The sequence below is a fragment of the Streptomyces mabaensis genome, from assembly GCF_053763515.1.
Genome location: NZ_JBSOPZ010000021.1, coordinates 1 through 19,279, shown reverse-complemented (window position 1 = coordinate 19,279; position 19,279 = coordinate 1). Strand labels below are relative to the sequence as shown.

The following is a 19,279-nucleotide window of genomic DNA, read 5'->3' as shown; positions in this document are numbered from 1 at the left end:
CGACGGCCGGCGCATTGCTCGGGGGCCCAGAATCCCTCGCACTAGTACGACTTGGGGAGACCCAGGGACTGGTGCGAGACGAAGTTCAGGATCATCTCCCTGCTGACGGGTGCGATCCGGGCGACGCGGGCGGCGGTGATGAGGGAGGCGAGGCCGTACTCGCGGGTGAGGCCGTTGCCGCCGAGCGTGTGTACGGACTGGTCGACGGCCCGCACGCAGGCCTCGGCGGCCGCGTACTTGGCCATGTTGGCCGCCTCGCCCGCGCCGAGGTCGTCGCCCGCGTCGTACAGGTGGGCGGCCTTCTGCATCATCAGCCGGGCGAGTTCGAGCTCGATGTGCGCCTGGGCGAGGGGGTGGGCGATGGCCTGGTGCCCGCCGATGGGCTGCTTCCAGACCTCGCGGGTCTTGGCGTACTCGACGGCCCGGGCGACGGCGTACCGGCCCATGCCGAGGGCGAACGCGGCGGTCATGATGCGTTCGGGGTTGAGGCCGGCGAAGAGCTGGAGGAGGCCGGCGTCCTCCTCGCCGACGAGTGCGTCGGCGGGCAGCCGGACGTCGTCGAGGACGAGCTCGAACTGCTTCTCGGCGGCGGCCAGTTCCATGTCGATCTGGGAGCGGCTGAAGCCGGGGGTGTCGCGGGGGACGATGAACAGGCAGGGCTTGAGGCGTCCGGTGCGGGCGTCTTCGGTGCGGCCGACGATGAGGGTCGCGTCCGCGATGTCGACGCCGGAGATGAAGACCTTGCGGCCGGTGAGCAGCCAGCCGTCGCCGTCGCGGCGGGCGGTGGTGGTGATGCGGTGGGAGTTGGAGCCGGCGTCGGGCTCGGTGATGCCGAAGGCCATGGTGAGGCTGCCGTCGGCGAGCCCCGGCAGCCACTGCCGCTTCTGCTGTTCGGTGCCGAAGCGGGCGATGACCGTGCCGCAGATCGCGGGCGAGACGACCATCATGAGCAGCGGGCAGCCGGCGGCGCCCAGCTCCTCCAGCACGATGGAGAGTTCGGCGATGCCGCCGCCTCCGCCGCCGTACTCCTCGGGGAGGTTGACGCCGAGGTAGCCGAGCTTGGCGGCCTCGGCCCACAGCTCGTCGGGGCGGCCTCCGTCGCGTACAAGGCGGGTGAGGTAGTCGCGTCCGTAGCGCCGGCCGAGGGCGGCGACGGCGGCGCGCAGGGCCTGGTGCTCTTCGGTTTCGAGGACGGTGCCGGCGGTTCGGGCTGTGCTCATGACTGCGGTTCCTCCTGTACGACGGCGAGCAGGGCACCGACCTCGACCTGACGGCCGGGGGCGGCGTGGAGCGCGGTGAGCGTGCCGGAGGCGGGAGCGGTGATGCGGTGCTCCATCTTCATGGCCTCCAGCCACAGCAGGGGCTGCCCGGCGGTGACACGGTCGCCGGGCGCGAGCCCGTCGGCGACCCTGACGACGGTGCCGGGCATGGGCGCGAGCAGGGACCCGGGTTCGGTCCGTTCCCGCGGGTCGGGGAAGCGGGGCAGGGGGGTGAGGGCGGCGTGGGCGCCGTAGGCGCCGGGGGCCGTGTGGGTAACGGGGGCGCCGGGGGTGGTGTCGACGTACACGGTGGACGTGCGGTGCGTGGTGCCGGCTTTCGCGGTACTGCCGTGCGCGGTTGCGGGGTACGCGGCGATGTCGAAATGCCGGAGCACGCCGCCCACTTCGAGCGTGACGCGGGTCGGCTGCGCCTCGACGAGCCGTACGCCGGGGAATCCGGCGGCGTCCAGCCCGTCACGGGTCAGCCGGTAGCGGACCTCGTGCTCGGTGCCGTCGGGCTCGGCGCGGTAGCGCTTGACCTGCGGCTGGGAGGGGACGTTGCGCCAGCCGCCGATACGGGCGGGGAGCGAGGCGCGCGGCTGGGCGGCGTCCGCGAGGGCGGCGGCAAGCGCGGCAAGGGGCAGCGCGTGAGCCTGCGGCTCGGCCGGGGCGGTGACCGGGACGGTGGCCGTGCCCTGCGCCCCGGCGCCCTGCGGCGCGGGCTGAGCCTGCGCCCCGGATCGGGCCTGCGGCCCGGGCAGGCTCGCCGCCGTGACCGGGGGGCGCCCCTCGGCCGGGTCCGTGGCCTGCGTCTGCGGCTCGGCCTGGGCTGGGGGCTGCGGCTTGCCCGGGCCCGTCGATTGCAGCGGGGGCTGCGACGTGGGCTTCGACTGTGCGGGGCCGGCCGGTGAGGATGGTGCAGCGGTTCCGGTCAGCGTCGGCAGGTGGCGGGCGTAGAAGCCCGTATCGAGGCGTGCGGCCGCGAAGTCCGGGTGGCGCAGTGAGCGTACGAGCAGGTCGCGGTTGGTGACCGGGCCGTGGATGCGGGCCCGGTCCAGCGCGTCGGCCAGTTTCCGGACCGCCTCGGCGCGGGTGGGCGCCCAGGCGATGACCTTGGCCAGCATGGGGTCGTAGTGCACGCCGATGACGTCACCGTCTGCGTACCCGGCGTCGAGCCGTAGCCCGTGACCGGCAGTCCCCGGCATCGCAGTACCCGGCACCGACAGGTGGTGCAGCAGGCCGGTCTGCGGCTGCCAGTCGCGGGCCGGGTCCTCCGCGTACAGCCGGGCCTCCACCGCGTGGCCCGACGCGCCGGGCGGGGCCGGCGGCAGCGGCGCGCCCTCCGCGATGCGGAGCTGGAGGGCGACCAGATCCAGCCCGAACACCGCCTCCGTCACCGGATGTTCGACCTGGAGGCGGGTGTTCATCTCCAGGAAGTACGGGCGGCCGTCCTCCGCGACCAGGAACTCGACCGTCCCCGCGCCCCGGTAGCCGATCGCCCGCGCCGCCTCCACTGCCGACGCGTGGAGGGACGCCCGGAGTTCGTCGGGCAGCCCCGGCGCCGGGGCCTCCTCGATGACCTTCTGGTGCCGGCGCTGGAGGGAGCAGTCGCGCGTGCCGAGCGCCCACACCGTGCCGTGCGCGTCCGCGAGGATCTGCACCTCGACGTGCCGGCCGCGTTCGACGTACGGCTCGGCGAACACCTCACCGTCGCCGAAGGCCGACCTCGCCTCGGCCGACGCGGCGGTCAGTTCACCGTCCAGGGAGGCGAGGTCGCGTACGACCCGCATGCCGCGCCCGCCGCCGCCCGCCGCCGCCTTGAGCAGGAGCGGGAGGTCCGCCTCGGTGGCCTTCACCTGGTCCACCGGGGCCAGCAGGGGGACCCCGGCCGCCGCCATGAGTTCCTTGGCGCGGGTCTTCGAGGCCATGGCCTCGATCGCTTCCGGCGGCGGGCCGACCCAGACCAGCCCCGCGTCCCGTACCGAGCGCGCGAACTCCGCGTTCTCGGACAGGAAGCCGTACCCGGGGTGGACCGCGTCCGCGCCCGCCGCGAGCGCCGCCTTGACGATCAGATCACCGCGCAGATACGTGTCGGCGGGCGCGGCGCCGGGCAGCCGTACCGCCGCGTCCGCCTCGCGTACGTGCAGCGCGCCCGCGTCCGCGTCGGAGTACACGGCGACGGTGGCCAGGCCCAGCGCGCGGCAGGTGCGGAAGACCCGGCAGGCGATCTCGCCCCGGTTGGCGACCAGAACAGAGCCGATCATTGCGGTGGTCTCGGTGGTCATTTCCGCCTCACATCCGGAAGACGCCGAAGCCGCCACGCGCGCCCTCCACCGGCGCGTTGTGGAGGGCCGACAGGCACAGGCCGAGCACGGTGCGGGTGTCGCGCGGGTCGATGACCCCGTCGTCGTACAACCGTCCGGACAGGAACATCGGCAGGGACTCGGACTCGATCTGCTGCTCGACCATGGCGCGCAGCGCCGCGTCGGCCTCGTCGTCGTACGGCTGCCCCTTGGCCGTCGCCGAGGCCCGGGCCACGATCGACAGCACGCCCGCCAGCTGCTGCGGCCCCATGACCGCCGACTTGGCGCTGGGCCAGGCGAAGAGGAAGCGCGGGTCGTACGCGCGGCCGCACATGCCGTAGTGGCCGGCTCCGTACGACGCGCCCATCAGGACGGACAGGTGCGGGACCTTCGAGTTTGACACCGCGTTGATCATCATCGCGCCGTGCTTGATGATGCCGCCCTGCTCGTACTCCTTGCCGACCATGTAGCCGGTGGTGTTGTGCAGGAAGAGCAGCGGGATGTCGCGCTGGTTCGCCAACTGGATGAACTGGGCGGCCTTCTGGGACTCGGCGGAGAAGAGCACGCCCTGCGCGTTGGCGAGGATGCCCACCGGATAGCCGTGCAGCCGCGCCCAGCCGGTGGCCAGGCTCGTCCCGTACAGCGGCTTGAACTCGTCGAAGTCCGAGCCGTCGACGATCCGTGCGATGACCTCGCGGGGGTCGAAGGGGGTCTTCAGGTCGCCGGGGACGATGCCGAGGAGTTCGTCCTCGTCGTACCTGGGCGGCTCGGCGGGACCCGGATCGGGCTGCGCCTTGCGCCAGTTGAGGCGGGCGACGACGCGCCGCGCCTGGCGCAGCGCGTCCTCCTCGTCGAGGGCGAAGTAGTCGGCGAGGCCGGAGGTGCGGGCGTGCATCTCGGCGCCGCCGAGGGACTCGTCGTCGCTCTCCTCGCCCGTGGCCATCTTCACCAGTGGCGGGCCGCCGAGGAAGACCTTCGAGCGCTCCTTGATCATGACGGTGTGGTCGGACATGCCGGGGACGTATGCCCCGCCCGCCGTCGAGTTGCCGAAGACGACCGCGATGGTCGGGATGCCGGCCGCCGAGAGACGGGTGAGGTCGCGGAAGAGCGCCCCGCCGGGGATGAAGATCTCCTTCTGGGAGGGGAGATCGGCGCCGCCGGACTCGACCAGGCTGATGCAGGGCAGCCGGTTGGCGTAGGCGATCTCGTTGGCGCGCAGCGCCTTCTTCAGGGTCCAGGGGTTGCTGGCGCCGCCGCGTACGGTCGGGTCGTTGGCGGTGATCAGGCATTCGACACCCTCGACGGTGCCGATGCCGGTGACCATCGACGCGCCGACTGTGTACTCGGGGGAGGCACTGCCCCAGGCGGCGAGCGGCGACAGCTCCAGGAACGGTGTGTCGGGGTCGAGCAGGAGCTCGATGCGCTCGCGGGCGAGCAGCTTGCCGCGGGCGCGGTGCCGGGCGGTGTACTTCTCGCCGCCGCCGGCGAGCGCCTTGGCGTGCTCGGCGCCGAGGTCGGTGAGCTTGTGCAGCATGGCGGCGCGGTGGTCGGCGTATTCGGCTCCGCCGACGTCCAGCGCGGATGCGATCACGGTCACCGGGCCACCTCCGGTGCGGCTAGGGCCTCCACGCGTACGTTCCGCACGCTCACAGCAGTACCTCCGGTACGTCGATGTGGCGGGCCCGGAGCCACTCGCCCAGACCCTTCGCCTGGGGGTCGAACCGGTGCTGCGCCGCGACCCCCTCGCCCAGCAGCCCGTCCACCACGAAGTTCAGCGCCCGCAGGTTCGGCAGCGGCTCGCGCGTGACGGCCAGGTCCCGGGTCTCCGGCAGCAGTTCGCGGAGCCGCTCGGTGGTCAGCGTGTGGGCGAGCCAGCGCCACGCGTCGTCGGTGCGCGCCCACACGCCGACGTTCGCGCTGCCGCCCTTGTCGCCGCTGCGCGCGCCGGCCACCAGCCCGAGCGGCACCCGCCGCACCGGTCCCGGCGGCAGCGGCTCGGGCAGCGGAGGCTGCGGGGCGGGCTCCAGTACCCGCGTACGGGCCGGGGCCGGGACCTCCACCCGCCGCCCGTCCGGGAGCACCGCCGTGTGCGGGACCTCCGACGCGTCGACGTACGCCACCTCGAACACTCCGTACGGCGCGCCCTTCCCCGGCGGCGCGGTGACGTGGAAGCCGGGGTAACTGCCCAGCGCCAGTTCGACCGCGGCGCCGCTCAGGGCGCGCCCGACCGCGTCCGGGTCGGCGTCGCGTACCACCAGCCGCAGCAGCGCGCTCGCCGTCTCCTCGGTGCCGGCGTCGGGCCGGTCGGTACGGGCCAGCTCCCAGCGGAACTCCGCCGGCCGCCGTTTCGCGCGCCCGAGGGCGTCCTCCAGCTGGCCGCGCACCAAGGCCGCCTTGGCGTCGATGTCCAGCCCGGTGAGCACGAACACCACCTCGTTGCGCCAGCCGCCGATCCGGGTGAGCCCGGCCTTGAGGGTGGGCGGCGGGGCCTCGCCCCGTACGCCGCTGATCCGTACCCGGTCGGGCCCGGCCTGGGTCAGGCGTACGGAGTCGAGCCGTGCCGTGACATCGGGGCCGGCGTACCGGGCGCCCGCCGTCTCGTACAGCAGCTGCGCGGTGACCGTTCCGACGTTGACGACGCCGCCCGTACCGTCGTGCTTGGTGATGACCGAGGAGCCGTCGGCGTGGATCTCGGCGACCGGGAAGCCGGGGCGGCGGACGTCGTGGCCGGGGTCCGCGAAGAAGGCGTAGTTGCCGCCGGTCGCCTGGGTTCCGCACTCCAGCACGTGCCCGGCCACGACGGCCCCGGCGAGCTGGTCGAGGTCGTCCGGGCCCCAGCCGAAGTGCGCGGCCGCGGGCCCGGTGACGAGGGCGGCGTCCGTCACCCGCCCGGTCACCACCACATCGGCGCCGGCCCGCAGGCACGCGGTGATGCCGGCTCCGCCGAGGTACGCGTTGGCGGTCAGCACACCGTCCGGTACGGGGAGGCCGTCGCCCTCCACATGCGCGACGGCCACCGGGACGCCCACCCGGTGGGCGAGCTCCCGTACGGCGTCGGCGAGGCCGGCCGGGTTCAGCCCGCCCGCGTTGGCGACGATCTTCACCCCGCGGTCGTGCGCGAGCCCGAGGCCTTCTTCGAGCTGCCGCAGGAAGGTCTTCGCGTATCCGAGGCGGGGGTCCTTCAGCCGGTCCCGGCCGAGGATGAGCATGGTCAGCTCGGCGAGGTAGTCGCCGGTGAGGACGTCGAGGGGGCCGCCGGTGAGCATCTCCCGTACGGCCTCGAAGCGGTCGCCGTAGAACCCGGAGGCGTTCCCAACCCGCAGCACGCCGACACCGGGCGCGCCCGCGCGTGCGGTGCCCGCACGGGGCATGCCGGCGCCGGGGTTGCCTGCGCCGGGCGAGGCCGCGCCGGGGCCCGGCGCAATGGGCACGCCCGCGCCGGGGGTGCCCGTGCCTGGGGTGCCGGCACGGGGCTTGCCGGCGCCGGGGGCGCCTGCGCCGCGTGCGGCCGCGCCCGGGGTGCCCGTGCCCGGCCCGCCGCTCCCACCGGGGGCGCCCGCGCCGGGCCCCCGCGTGCCCGCGCTCACGCGTCGCTCTTCGGCGGGCGGCCCGGGCCCGCCGGTCCGGCGAAGGCCTGGGCGATGTCCAGCCAGTGGTCCGCGTCCAGGCCCTTCGCCCGTACGGCCACGTCGTCGCGGTGCGCCCGCTGGGTTACCAGCAGGCAGAAGTCCAGCGCGGTCCCGGTCACCCGCTGCGCGGCGTCCCGCGGGCCGTACGTCCAGAGGTCTCCGCCGGGGCCGGTGAGCTCCACCCGGAACTCCTCGGCGGGCGGCTCCTCGCCCCGTACGAAGTACGCGTAGTCGCGGGCCCGGACCCCGATCCGCACCACATGCCGCAGCCGGTCGGCAGGGGCGCGGCGCACGCCGAGCGCATCCGCGATGTCCTGACCGTGCGCCCAGGTCTCCATGAGCCGCCCGGTCGCCATGGAGGCCGCACTCATGGCCGGCCCGTACCAGGGGAACCGCTGCGCCGGCGGGGCGGCGCGCAGCGCGCGCTGCAACTCCTCGCGGCCGGCCCGCCAGCGGGCCAGCAGCTCGGCGGGAGGCAGTACGGCGCCCGCCTCGGCGCCCTCGTCGACGAACGAGTCGGGGTTGGCAAGGGCCTGCCCGACCATGTCCGCGAACCGGTCGGCGTCGGTGACGGCGAGCAGCGCCGCCTCGTCCGTCCAGGCGAGGTGGGCGATCTGGTGGGCGATGGTCCAGCCCGCGGCGGGGGTGCCACGCGCCCAGTCGTCGGTACTCAACTCCCGTACGAGACGGTCGAGTTCATCCCCTTCGCTGCGCAGATCGTCGAGCACGGCGGACGGATCGGACACGGTGCGCTCCCCTCGGGGTACCACGGCGTGGACGGCAGCCTGGCAGCGCGAAGAGAAACAAGCAAGCGTGCTTGCATTATTTGTTGTCACTCATTCAGGAGGGCCTCCGGCGAGAGCTTCCTCGTCTGCGACCGGACCGCACCCATGCTGGCCGCGATGACCAGCGCGATCGCCAACGCGTCGATGAGCGCCAGCGCTTGGTGCAGGATCAGGAATCCGGCGCTCGCCGCGATGGCCGGTTCCAGGCTCATCAGTACGGCGAAGGTGGGAGCCGGAAGCCGTCGCAGCGCGAGCAGTTCCAGGGTGTACGGAAGGACGGACGACAGCACCGCGACCGCGAGCCCCAGGGCCAGCGTGCCCGGCACCAGCAGCTTCCCGCCCGCATCCGCGATACCGATCGGCAGGCTGAGCACCGCCGCGACCACCATCGCGAGCGCGAGCCCGTCGGCCTGGGGGAAGCGCCGGCCGGTCCTGGCGCTGAACACGATGTACGCCGCCCACATGACCCCGGCCCCCAGCGCGAACGCCGCGCCCACCGGATCCAGGCCGCCGAAGCCGCCCGCGCCCAGCAGGGCCACGCCCGCGAGCGCCAGCCCGGCCCAGAGCAGGTTCAGCAGCCGTCTGGACACGATCACGGACAGCGCGAGCGGGCCGAGCACCTCCAGGGTGACGGCCGCGCCCAGCGGAATCCGGTCGACGGCCTGGTAGAAGAGGCCGTTCATGCCGGCCATCGCCACACCGAACGCGAACACCGTGCCCCAGTCGGACCGCGAGTGCCCGCGCAGTTTCGGCCGGCACACGACGAGCAGCACCAGCGCCGCGGCTGCGAGCCGCAGCGCCACCACGCCGGCCGCCCCGGCCCGCGGCATGAGCAGCACCGCGATGGCCGCGCCGAACTGCACGGACACCCCGGCGGCGACCACCAGGGCCACCGGCCCGAGGCGCGTGGCGCGCGACGGGCCGCTGCCGGACGGGCGGCTGCCTCGGGACGGCCCGCCGCCGGAGTGGGCTGCGGGGGTGCCGGGGGCGTCGGGGGCAGGGCTGACCGGGGTTCCGGGCGTGGTCGGGGTGGCCGAACGGGCGGACTTGCTCATCTCTCCACAGTAAGGGCTCCTAGGGACTGCTCTCCCTTACAAACTGTCCACCTGCCGACCGTCGCCCCACCGTCCCGCACGGTCCGCCAGCCCCTCCGCCAGCACTTCCGCCAGGTGTTTCGCCCGGCGGTCCGCCAGGTGGGCCAGTTGCGTGCGGCAGGAGTAGCCGTCCGCCAGGACCTCCGTTCCCTCCCCCGCCGCCCGTACCGCAGGCAGCAGTTGCTCCTCCGCGCACGCCACCGACACCTCGTAGTGGCCGCCCCCTCGCTCGAAGCCGAAGTTCCCGGCGAGCCCGCAGCAGCCGCCGCTGAGTTCGCCCGCGAGACCCGCCCGCTCGCGCAGCCTCCGCTCCGCCGCGTCGCCCAGCACGGCGTGCTGGTGGCAGTGGGTCTGGCCGGCCACCGCCCGGCCGATGACGGGTGGCTGCCACTCGGGCGCGTACTCCTCCAGTACCTGCGCGAAGGTCCGCACCCGGTCCGCCAGCCGCCGCGCGCGCGGGTCGTCGGCGAGCAGCTCCGGCAGGTCGGTCTTCAGCGCGGCGGCGCAGCTCGGCTCGAGTACGACGACGGGTACGGGGCCGGAGCCAGAGACGGGTCCGCCCGGCGTCGCAGGGCCTCCCGCCGGCTCCAGCGCGTCCAGCGTGCGGCGCATGACCGCGCGGGCCCGGTCGAGCTGCCCGGTGGAGACGTACGTCAGCCCGCAGCAGACCCGCCCCGCCGGCAGCTCCGTACGCAGCCCCGCGTCCGCCAGCACCGCCACCGCCGCGCGGCCCACGCCCGGGCTCAGGTAGTTGGTGAACGTGTCCGGCCACAGCACCACCGGCCGCCCCGCCCCGGCCGCCGGCTCGCCCCGCTGCTGCCACCACCACCGGCTGAACGGCACCCGTGCCACCTCCGGAATGCGCCGCTCCGGCGCGATCCCGCCGACCCGCTTGGCAAGCGCGGCCAACGGCCCCACCCGCCCCGCGGCGTTGAGCACCGGCGCGAGCCGCAGCACGGCGGCCGCCCGCAGCCACTGCGGCAGCCTGCCCATCGAATAGTGGGCGGCTGGCCGCAGCCGGCCCGCGTAGTGGTGGTGCAGGAACTCCGCCTTGTACGTGGCCATGTCCACGCCCACCGGGCAGTCGCTGCGGCACCCCTTGCAGGACAGGCACAGATCCAGCGCGTCGCGCACCTCCGCCGAGCGCCAGCCGTCCGTCACGACCTCGCCCGCGAGCATCTCGTGCAGCAGCCGCGCGCGGCCGCGGGTGGAATGCCGCTCCTCCTCCGTCGCGCGGAAGGACGGACACATGACCCCCGAACCCGAACCCGCACCCGCGGTCGCGGTCGCGGTCGCGGTCGTACGGCACTTTGCGACGCCCACACACCGCCGTACCGCCGCCGTGAAGTCCCCGCCGTCCGGGCCGTCCTCCGGGTAGCCGAACGCGACCTCCACCGGCCGCTTCGGCAGCACCGCGAAGCGCAGGTTCTCGTCCAGCCGCGCGGGCCGGGCGAGCACGCCGGGATTCATCCCGCCCGCCGGGTCCCACACGTCCTTGAACGCGCCGAACAGCCGGACGACCTCCTCGCCGTACATCTTCGGCAGCAACTCGGCGCGCGCCTGCCCGTCGCCGTGCTCGCCCGACAGCGAACCCCCGTGCGCGACGACGAGCTCCGCCACCTCCTCCGAGAACCGGCGGAACCGCGCCACGCCCGCCGCGGTCAGCAGATCGAAGTCGATACGCACATGGATACAGCCGTCGCCGAAGTGCCCGTACGGCGTGCCGCGCAGCCCGTGCGCGGCCAGCAGCCCCCGGAACTCCCGCAGGTACGCGCCGAGCCGGGCCGGTGGCACGGCGCAGTCCTCCCACCCCGGCCAGGCCTCGCTGCCGTCCGCCATCCGGGTCGCGGTCCCGGCGGCGTCCTCCCGTACCCGCCAGAGGGCCCGCTGCGCCGCCGGGTCCGTGACCACCGTCCCCTTCAGCGCGTCGGCCGCCCGCACCAGTGCGGTGGCGCGCGCCCGTGCCTCGTCCGGGGAGGCGCCGCCCATCTCGACGAACAGCCAGGCGCCCCCGCGCGGCAGCCCGCCCGGATCCGGCACCAGGTCCTGGGCCATGCCCTCCACGGTCAGCGGCCCGTGGCGCAGCAGCCCGGCGGCCGCGTCCGCCGCCGCGCTCTCGTCGGCGTAACCGAGTACGGCGAGCGCCCGCGCGCGCGGCGCTTCCACCAGGCGTACGACGGCCTCGTTCACCACCCCGAGCGTGCCCTCGCTGCCGCAGAACGCGCGGGCCAGACCGACGCCCCGCTCCGGCAGCAGCGCGTCCATCGCGTACCCGGAGATCCGCCGCGGCAGCCCGGCGGGGAAGCCGGTGCGCAGCAGCGCCAGGTTCCCGTCCACCAGCTCGCGCAGTCCCGCGGGCGCGTCCGCCCAGCCCTGCCCGAGCCGGAGCGAGGTCCCGCCGTACGTGATGACGGACAGCTCGCGCACGTTGTCGGCGGTCGTCCCCCACGCCACGGAATGCGAGCCGCACGAGTTGTTGGCGATCATCCCGCCGAGGGTGCAGCGGCCGTGCGTGGACGGATCGGGCCCGAAGGTCAGCCCGTACGGGCGTACGGCGTCCCGCAGCACGTCCAGCACCACCCCCGGCTGGACCACGGCCGTCCGGCTCTCCGGGTCGACCGACACGACGGACCGCATGTGGCGGGTGAAGTCGAGGACGACACCGGTGCCCGTCGCCTGCCCGGCGATGCTGGTCCCGCCGCCGCGCGGCACGACCGGCACTCCGGCCTCCCGGCACACGCTGAGCGCTGCCGCGACGTCCTGCGCGTCGCGTGGCGCGACGACGCCGAGCGGTACGCGCCGGTAGTTGGAGGCGTCCATGGTCATCAGGGCCCGTCCGCCGGCCCCGAAGTCCACGTCGCCGCGCACCACCGCCCGCAGCCCGGCGGCCAGCGCGCGCACGTCCTCCGGCGCCGGTGCTGGTTGCGGTTGTGCGCTTCCGCCCGCCGTGTTCGCCATGGCCCCAGCCTGCCCACTTCCGCCTCACCGCTGCCAGGCCATGGGGTCGCCGCGTCTCATCCGGTGGACGTCCGGCGGAAGCGCGAGCGGGGACGGACTAGGCTGCGACCGTGGCTGAGATCCAGATTCCCGCTGACATCAAGCCCGCCGACGGCCGTTTCGGCGCGGGCCCCTCCAAGGTGCGTACGGAGGCGCTGGACGCCCTGGCCGCCACCGGCGCCTCCCTCCTCGGTACCTCCCACCGCCAGGCCCCGGTCAAGAACCTGGTCGGCAAGGTGCGCCAGGGCGTGCGCGACCTCTTCTCCCTCCCCGAGGGGTACGAGGTGATCCTGGGCAACGGCGGCTCCACCGCCTTCTGGGACATCGCGACGCACGGGCTCATCGAGCAGAAGTCGCAGCACCTCGCCTTCGGTGAGTTCTCCTCCAAGTTCGCCAAGGCGGCCAAGCTCGCACCGTGGCTGTCCGAGCCGACCGTGATCTCCTCCGACCCGGGCACGCACCCGGACCCGCGGGCCGAATCGGGCGTGGACGTCTACGCGTACACGCACAACGAGACCTCGACGGGTGTTGCCGCCCCCATCAAGCGGGTGCAGGGCGCCGACGCCGGCTCCCTCGTCCTGGTGGACGCGACCTCCGGCGCCGGCGGTCTGCCGGTCGACATCACCGAGTCGGACGTCTACTACTTCGCCCCGCAGAAGTCCTTCGCGGCGGACGGCGGCCTGTGGCTCGCGGCGTTCTCGCCCGCGGCGCTGGAGCGCGCGGCCCGGATCCACGCGTCCGGCCGGCACATCCCGGAGTTCTTCTCGCTGCCGACGGCGATCGACAACTCCCTGAAGAACCAGACCTACAACACCCCGGCGCTGGCGACCCTCTTCCTGCTCAACGAGCAGCTGGAGTGGATCAACGGCCAGGGCGGCCTGGACTGGGCGGTACGCCGCACGGCGACGTCCTCGCGCACGCTGTACGGCTGGGCGGAGGAGTCCAAGTACGCGACCCCGTTCGTGTCGGACCCGGCGAAGCGCTCGCAGGTCATCGGCACGATCGACTTCGCGGACGAGGTCGACGCCGCTGCGGTGGCGAAGGTGCTGCGCGCGAACGGCATCGTGGACACGGACCCGTACCGCAAGCTGGGCCGCAACCAGCTGCGGGTGGCGATGTTCCCGGCGGTCGACCCGGCGGACGTCGAGTCACTGACGGCATGCATCGACTACGTGATCGAGAAGCTGTAACCCGACCCGCACGAGCTAGAGCATGACCGTGACCCGATGACACCCACTGGGTATCATCGGGTCATGCTCTATCGGACTCCGGCCCTCACGCCCGACGACCATGCGGTCCTGGCCGACGTCGACGCCATGCGTGAAGCACTGCGGCATCAGGTCCAGCAGACACCCACCAAGTGGACAGCCGACCTGCGCAAGACGCTGACCGCGCAGGCCATCGCGGGGTCGAACACCATCGAGGGCTACACCGTCGACCCTGTCGACGTCGAGGATCTGATCGACGGCGAACAGGAGGTCGCGGCCTCCGACGAGAACAAGGCGGAGACGCTCGCCTACCAGCACGCCATGACGTTCATCCAGTCGCTTCACGACGCTCAGGACTTCGTCTACGAGAAATCGCTGCTCAATGGGCTGCACTGGATGCTCCAGGGTCACCATCATCCCGACCGGCTCGCCGGCCAGTGGCGCCGGCGCGGTATCTGGATCAACGAACCGGGGGATCCGGCTTCTGCCGCCTACGTCGCCCCGGACGCGGATGCTCTGCCCGACCTGACAGCGGAACTGGTCGCCTGGCTCAACGAAGGGGACCTCGATGCGCATGTACTGATCCGCGCGGCGATGGCACATCTGAACCTGGTAAACGTCCATCCGTGGTCCGACGGAAACGGCCGCATGTCCCGGTGCCTGCAGACTCTCCTCATCGCACGCGGGGGCGCCCTGGCTCCTGAGTTCTCCTCCATCGAGGCCTGGCTCGGCAAACCGGGAAACACGTGGGAGTACTACAAGGTTCTCAAGCAGGTCGGCGGACGCGAGTGGTCCCCGGACCGCGACACCGCCGCCTGGATCAGATTCAACCTGCTCGCCTACCACCAGCAGACCCAGTCGGTACAGCACCGGATCGACCGCTCCACCCGCTGCTGGGTAGACCTGTCCGCGTACGCGGAACGCCATGGCGTTGACGAACGCCAGGTCACCGCCCTGCATGACGCTGCACTGGCGGGCCGTGTCCGCAGGGCGCGGTACCAGCGGGCCGAGAACCTCAGCAATCAGCAGGCGGTACGCGACATCCGCTTCCTTGTCGAGGCGAACTTGCTTGAGCCGGTGGGCAACACCAAGGCGCGTTATTACGTACCCGGGTCGCGCTTCCCCGAAGGGGTCCTGGACCAGGCGCGACGCCCGCTGCTCCTGACGGACCCGTACGAGGGATAGGCGGGCGGGGGTGGTTGGTGCGGGGAAGGGACGGCTGGGTGGGACGGGGGTAGGTGGTGCGGGTGGGGGGCCGCAGGCCGGTGGGTGGGTGGCATCCGTGCCCGGGAGTGAGCAGTGCGGGGAGGGGGCCGCCCGGTTGGTGATGATGGCGGCTCCGGGCCGGGCGTCAAGGGCGCTCCTCCGTCGCGTCGCTGCGCGATGGGCTGCGCCCACCCTTGACCCCCGTCCCTCCACCGCTACTGCTTGTTGAGGGGGCGGCCCCCGGAGCGGGGCCCCGGGAGCGCCTATCGGTTGGCCCCGGTCCGCTGCCGGCCGCAGGCCGGTGGGCGGTTGCGGGGCGCGGCAGGCCCGGGATGGGCCCGGCCCCGGCTTAGCGGCCACCGGGTGGTGGGTGGTGCGCGGTCGGCTCGGGCTGGGCCCGGCCCCGGCCAAGCGGCCGCAGGCCGGTGGGCAGGGCGTCGCCTTCTCGCGGGGGCTCGGCCCCGGCTCAGCGGCCGCAGGCCGGTGGGTGATTGTCGCCTGCGGCAGGCGGGGATGGACCTGGCCCCGGCTGTGCGGCCGTCAGGCCGGTGGAGCCGAGGTACGACTACATCTGTCGGCATGAGGGGTCCGCAGGGCCTCAATCCTGTCCGGTTTGCCGGGGTTTATGGCCCGCCTGCGGGCCCCCTCGGCCGCTTGGTGTCAACTCACCTCGGATTGGGCGTTGTCCCGGTGCAACAGGCGGCCGTCGGCCGCTAAGCCGAGCCGCGCAGCCCCCGAAGTGGCCGCGTGTCTTGCCCCATCTGCCGGGGTGAGGTCACCGACGAGAGCGCAGCCAGCGTCCCGACTCAGGTGGGGCCCCGCTCCCCGGGGCCGCCCGACACTCATCTGCACCAGCGGGACGGGGCGGACGGTCAAGGGGGGCCGTAGGCCATCGCGCAGCGACGCGACGCAGGAGCGCCCTTGACGGTCCGACCCGGCCCGCCATACTCACCAACCGGGCGGCCCCGGGTTTCGCCGCACAACCCTCGCCCCCGGGCACACCGCGCCCCGCTCCCCCCGCCTCAGTTCCGGCGCAGCAGCCGCTTCAGGGCCAGTACGAGCACCGCCGCCGCCCCGATGGCGAGCGCGCCGACGGTGAGGTTCTGGCCGTTCCCGTCGGCCGACGCGCCGCCCCCGTCGCCGGACGGCGGCGAACCGCCGTCCTTCGCGGGCGCCTTGTCACCGGCCGGTCCGGCGCCCTCCACCGCGACCCGCACCACCCGGCTGGTCGCGCCCTCCGAGCCGAACATCAGGGCCGTACCGTCCGCCGTGTACGAGACGGACTCCGACTGGCCCTGCAGCGGGGCGGCCACCCGCTCGCCGTCGCCGAGCGAACCGGCGGCGCCGAGCGAGCCGCCGCCCGGCCACGCGTACATGCGGGCGCTGAAGTAGCCGCGCAGCACGAGCCGCTTTCCGTCCGGGGAGAAGGCTCCGTCGGTCACCCACGGCACGTCCGCGACCCGGCGGAAGGTGTTGGAGCCCGAGGCGGTCAGCGCGGCCGGCCCTTCGTACAGGCCGCCGTTCTCCTCGCTCTTGCTGGCGATGTAGACCCGGCCCGTCTTCGGGTGGACCATCAGCGCCTCGGCGTTGCGCGCCCCGTCGGCGTACCGGACGGTGAACTGGGTGGCCCGCACCGTCGCGTCGCGCAACACCTTCGGCTCCGGGAAGCGGTAGATCCACACGTGGTCCCAGGACCCACCGAGGTTGTCCCCTATGTCGCCGACGTACACCTGCCCGTCGGGCCCCACCGAGATCCCCTCGACGTCGCGCGGCGTGCCCACGCCCGTCAGGGTGACCCTCGCGACCGTACGGCCCGTCTTCGAGTCGACGGCGTAGACGTACGGGCCGTCGTCGCTGTCGTTGTGGGTCCAGTACACGCCGGGGTGGGCGCGGCTGGCGGCCAGGCCGCTGGACTCGGTGATCCGCGGGTCCTCGATGGTGAAGGAGTCGTCGGCCGCCGCGGCCGGACCCGCCGTCACGAGCACGACGGCCAGCGCGGCGACAGCACCTGACACACCCAGAAACGAACGCATGCCCCAAGCCTGCCACCCCGCCCGCGTGTTCAGCGTCACAGCGCGGGCCCCGCGCGTGATCGGCCATGATGACCGGATGCGTTTCATGTTCGTCGGCGACTCCATGACCATCGGACGCGCCGGCGACTACACCTGGCGCTACCGGATGTGGCAGCACCTGTGCGCGTCCTTCGGTGGCCCGTTCGAGATCGTCGGTCCGCGCACCGCGGTGTACGACGCCTCCGCCGACGCCCCCGTCTCGCACCACTACGCCGACCCCGGCTTCCCGGAGCACGCCCGCCGGCACCTGGCGGGCTGGGGCGAGGGTTGGCAGCACACGGCGCCGGTCATCGGCGACGCGGTGGCGAGCGCGCAGGCGGACATCCTCCTCGTCTCGCTCGGCCTGATCGACCTCGGCTTCTACACGGACAGCACCGAGACGGCCGCCAACGCCCGCCGTTTCATCACCGCGGCCCGCGCGGCGAACCCGCACATCCGCGCCGTACTCCTGCCGGTGATACCGAACATACGGGCCGAGTCCGACGCGCCCTTCGCCGCCGAGTGCGACCGCTTCAACGTGCTGCTCGCCAAGGCCGTCGCCGACCTCGACAGCCCCTCCTCGCCGCTGCTGCTGGCGTCGCGTCCGGAGGCGTACGACATCCACCGCGACACGTACGACGGCACGCACCCCAACGCCTCCGGCGAACACCGCCTGGCGGGCGCCTTCGCCGACGCGCTGCACCAGGCGTGGGGCGTGGGCGGGCCGTACCACCGGGCCGCCGCATAGGTGCTGTCCGGGCCGAACGGCCCCGCGTGTCCTGGTCACCGTGCGTATCGTGGTACTGCGCGGCTGCATGCGATCACGCGGCAGCGGGGAGGAGCGCCACGATGACCGTCGCAGAGACCGACAGGATCGACATGGCCGACAGCAGCGACGAGCTCACTCTGGACACGATGTTCGAGTGGCTTGAGCGGATGCCCGTCCCCGAGGGATTCAAGGCGGAAATCGTCGAGGGGGCCATCCACATGTCGCCGCAGCGGGACGTCCACTGGGAGATCATCCGCCGGATGGTGCGAGCCCTCGAAGACCGGTTCGGCATGGGTGTGAAGGTGATGTCGGATGTGCGCATCGACTTTCCCGGCCGGCTGAACGGGTTCGCCCCGGATGTCGCGAAGCTCGGCGACCGCGCCGAAAAGAACGCCAAGGGCCGCTGGCGCTACCAGGACGTCGAGTTTGTGGCCGAGGTCATCTCCAAGGACACCGCTGTCAACGACTACGGCCCGAAGAAGGCCGCCTATGCGACCGCCGAGATCCCCGTCTACCTCATCGCCGATCCATATGTGGGCAAGTGCCACGTCTACACCCAGCCCAAGGACGGGGATTACGGCACCGAGCTGAAGGTGAGCTTCGGCGTCGAGATCGACCTCACCGGAACGGTCGTCGGTCTCACCCTCAAGACCGACGACTTCCCCCGCGACTGACCCCGCGGGGCGCCCTTGCCTGGAGCGCGCTCCAGCGAGTTGGCTGTGTACTCATGAAGTACACGCAGCTCGGACGCACAGGACTCAAGGTCAGCCGGCTCGTCCTCGGGACGATGAACTTCGGTCCCCAGACCGACGAGGCCGCAAGTCACGCGATCATGGACGCCGCGCTCGGCGCGGGCATCAACTTCGTCGACACCGCCAATGTCTATGGCTGGGGCGACGACAAGGGCCGTACCGAGGAGATCATCGGCTCCTGGTTCGACCAGGGCAGCGGCCGCCGCGACAAGGTCGTGCTCGCCACCAAGGTGTACGGGAACATGGCCGCCGACGGCGAGGTCTGGCCCAACCACGACCGGCTCTCCGCCCTCAACATCCGCCGGGCCGTCGAGGCGAGCCTCAAGCGGCTGCGGACGGACTACATCGACGTCTACCAGTTCCACCACATCGACCGCCGCACGCCGTTCGAGGAGATCTGGCAGGCGATCGACGTACTGATCCAGCAAGGCAAGATCCTCTACGCGGGGTCGAGCAACTTCCCCGGTTACAAGATCGCCCAGGCCAACGAGGCCGCCGCCCGCCGCGGTTCGGTCGGCCTGATCAGCGAGCAGTGCCTGTACAACCTGGCCGAGCGGCGCGCCGAGATGGAGGTCATCCCGGCCGCGCAGGAGTACGGCCTCGGGGTCATCCCGTGGTCACCGCTGCACGGCGGGCTGCTCGGTGGCGTGATCAAGAAGGAGAACGAGGGGAAGCGGCGGGCCTCCGGCCGCTCGGCGGACGCGCTGGCGAACACCTCGGTCCGCGCACAGGTTCAGTCGTACGAGGACCTGCTCGACAAGCACGGTCTGGAGCCCGGCGAGGTGGCCCTGGCCTGGCTGCTCACCCGCCCCGGGGTGACGGGCCCGATCGTCGGACCGCGTACGGCGGACCAGCTGGCGTCGGCGCTGCGCGCGGCGGAGCTGGAGCTGTCGGACGAGGTGCTGTCGTCGCTGGACGAGATCTTCCCGGGACCGGGCCCTTCCCCGGAGGCGTTCGCCTGGTGACCAGCCCTGGTGACCGCGCTGGTGACCGCCTGGTGATCGTCGTACGGCCGCGGCGGGCAGGGGCAGCCGGCCGGCTACCCGACCGCGGCCGCCACGGCGATCACGGCGAACATCAGCACGAGCACACCGGCCATGATCCGGTTCCTGGTCTTGGGGTCCACCCGTTGAGCGTAACCGCCGTGCGACGGCCGCGGGGGGGGGGGGGGGGGGGGGGGGGGGGGGGGGGGGGGGGGGGGGGGGGGGGGGGGGGGGGGGGGGGGG

General features: G+C 73.2%; 13 protein-coding genes. 5 read left to right on the top strand and 8 right to left on the bottom strand.

Annotated features, from left to right (window positions below):
• Positions 1–41 precede the first annotated feature (41 nt).
• The 7 genes from ACWV17_RS19870 to ACWV17_RS19840 all read right to left on the bottom strand — a co-directional run bounded on the left by ACWV17_RS19870 (position 42) and on the right by ACWV17_RS19840 (position 12,028).
• Positions 42–1,220, bottom strand: coding sequence for an acyl-CoA dehydrogenase family protein (locus ACWV17_RS19870; RefSeq protein ID WP_455360798.1), 1,179 nt, complete (start codon positions 1,218–1,220; stop codon positions 42–44).
• The gene (locus ACWV17_RS19865; protein WP_455360864.1) at positions 1,217–3,523 is read right to left on the bottom strand and encodes an ATP-binding protein; all 2,307 of its coding nucleotides are present in this window, start codon (positions 3,521–3,523) and stop codon (positions 1,217–1,219) included. Before ACWV17_RS19865 ends, ACWV17_RS19870 begins: the two co-directional genes overlap by 4 nt.
• Before the next feature lie 28 nt (positions 3,524–3,551).
• Complete coding sequence (locus ACWV17_RS19860) at positions 3,552–5,159, bottom strand: acyl-CoA carboxylase subunit beta (protein ID WP_455360797.1); 1,608 nt, start codon at positions 5,157–5,159, stop codon at positions 3,552–3,554.
• Between the two features lie 49 nt (positions 5,160–5,208).
• A complete protein-coding gene (locus ACWV17_RS19855; RefSeq protein WP_455360863.1) occupies positions 5,209–6,933 on the bottom strand; it encodes an acyclic terpene utilization AtuA family protein in 1,725 nt (574 codons plus the stop codon).
• A 212-nt stretch (positions 6,934–7,145) separates the two neighbouring features.
• On the bottom strand, positions 7,146–7,937 hold the full coding sequence (locus tag ACWV17_RS19850) for a TIGR03084 family metal-binding protein (RefSeq protein WP_455360796.1): 792 nt from the start codon (positions 7,935–7,937) through the stop codon (positions 7,146–7,148).
• 86 nt (positions 7,938–8,023) lie between these two features.
• Positions 8,024–9,031 (bottom strand): EamA family transporter, encoded by a 1,008-nt coding sequence (locus ACWV17_RS19845; protein ID WP_455360795.1) that lies wholly within the window; start codon positions 9,029–9,031, stop codon positions 8,024–8,026.
• A gap of 36 nt (positions 9,032–9,067) precedes the next feature.
• Positions 9,068–12,028, bottom strand: coding sequence for an FAD-binding and (Fe-S)-binding domain-containing protein (locus ACWV17_RS19840; RefSeq protein ID WP_455360794.1), 2,961 nt, complete (start codon positions 12,026–12,028; stop codon positions 9,068–9,070).
• A 110-nt stretch (positions 12,029–12,138) separates the two neighbouring features.
• Here ACWV17_RS19840 and serC point away from each other — a divergent pair, with 110 nt between their 5' ends.
• On the top strand, positions 12,139–13,257 hold the full coding sequence (serC, locus tag ACWV17_RS19835; RefSeq protein WP_455360793.1) for a phosphoserine transaminase: 1,119 nt from the start codon (positions 12,139–12,141) through the stop codon (positions 13,255–13,257).
• Positions 13,258–13,320: 63 nt separating this feature from the next.
• A complete protein-coding gene (locus ACWV17_RS19830) occupies positions 13,321–14,460 on the top strand; it encodes a Fic family protein (RefSeq protein WP_455360792.1) in 1,140 nt (379 codons plus the stop codon).
• A 1,043-nt stretch (positions 14,461–15,503) separates the two neighbouring features.
• Here the strand turns inward: ACWV17_RS19830 and ACWV17_RS19825 are convergent.
• Entirely contained in the window at positions 15,504–16,514 is a 1,011-nt protein-coding gene (locus ACWV17_RS19825; RefSeq protein WP_455351100.1) for a WD40 repeat domain-containing protein, read from the bottom strand.
• A 76-nt stretch (positions 16,515–16,590) separates the two neighbouring features.
• Here ACWV17_RS19825 and ACWV17_RS19820 point away from each other — a divergent pair, with 76 nt between their 5' ends.
• The 3 genes from ACWV17_RS19820 (at position 16,591) to ACWV17_RS19810 (ending at position 19,018) form a co-directional block, all read left to right on the top strand.
• Positions 16,591–17,280, top strand: a complete 690-nt coding sequence (locus ACWV17_RS19820) for a GDSL-type esterase/lipase family protein (RefSeq protein WP_455360791.1) — start codon at positions 16,591–16,593, stop codon at positions 17,278–17,280.
• A 101-nt stretch (positions 17,281–17,381) separates the two neighbouring features.
• Positions 17,382–17,975: a Uma2 family endonuclease gene (locus ACWV17_RS19815; protein WP_455360790.1), complete on the top strand. Its 594-nt coding sequence runs from the start codon at positions 17,382–17,384 to the stop codon at positions 17,973–17,975.
• A gap of 53 nt (positions 17,976–18,028) precedes the next feature.
• The gene (locus tag ACWV17_RS19810; RefSeq protein ID WP_455360789.1) at positions 18,029–19,018 is read left to right on the top strand and encodes an aldo/keto reductase; all 990 of its coding nucleotides are present in this window, start codon (positions 18,029–18,031) and stop codon (positions 19,016–19,018) included.
• The last annotated feature ends 261 nt before the right edge of the window (positions 19,019–19,279 follow it).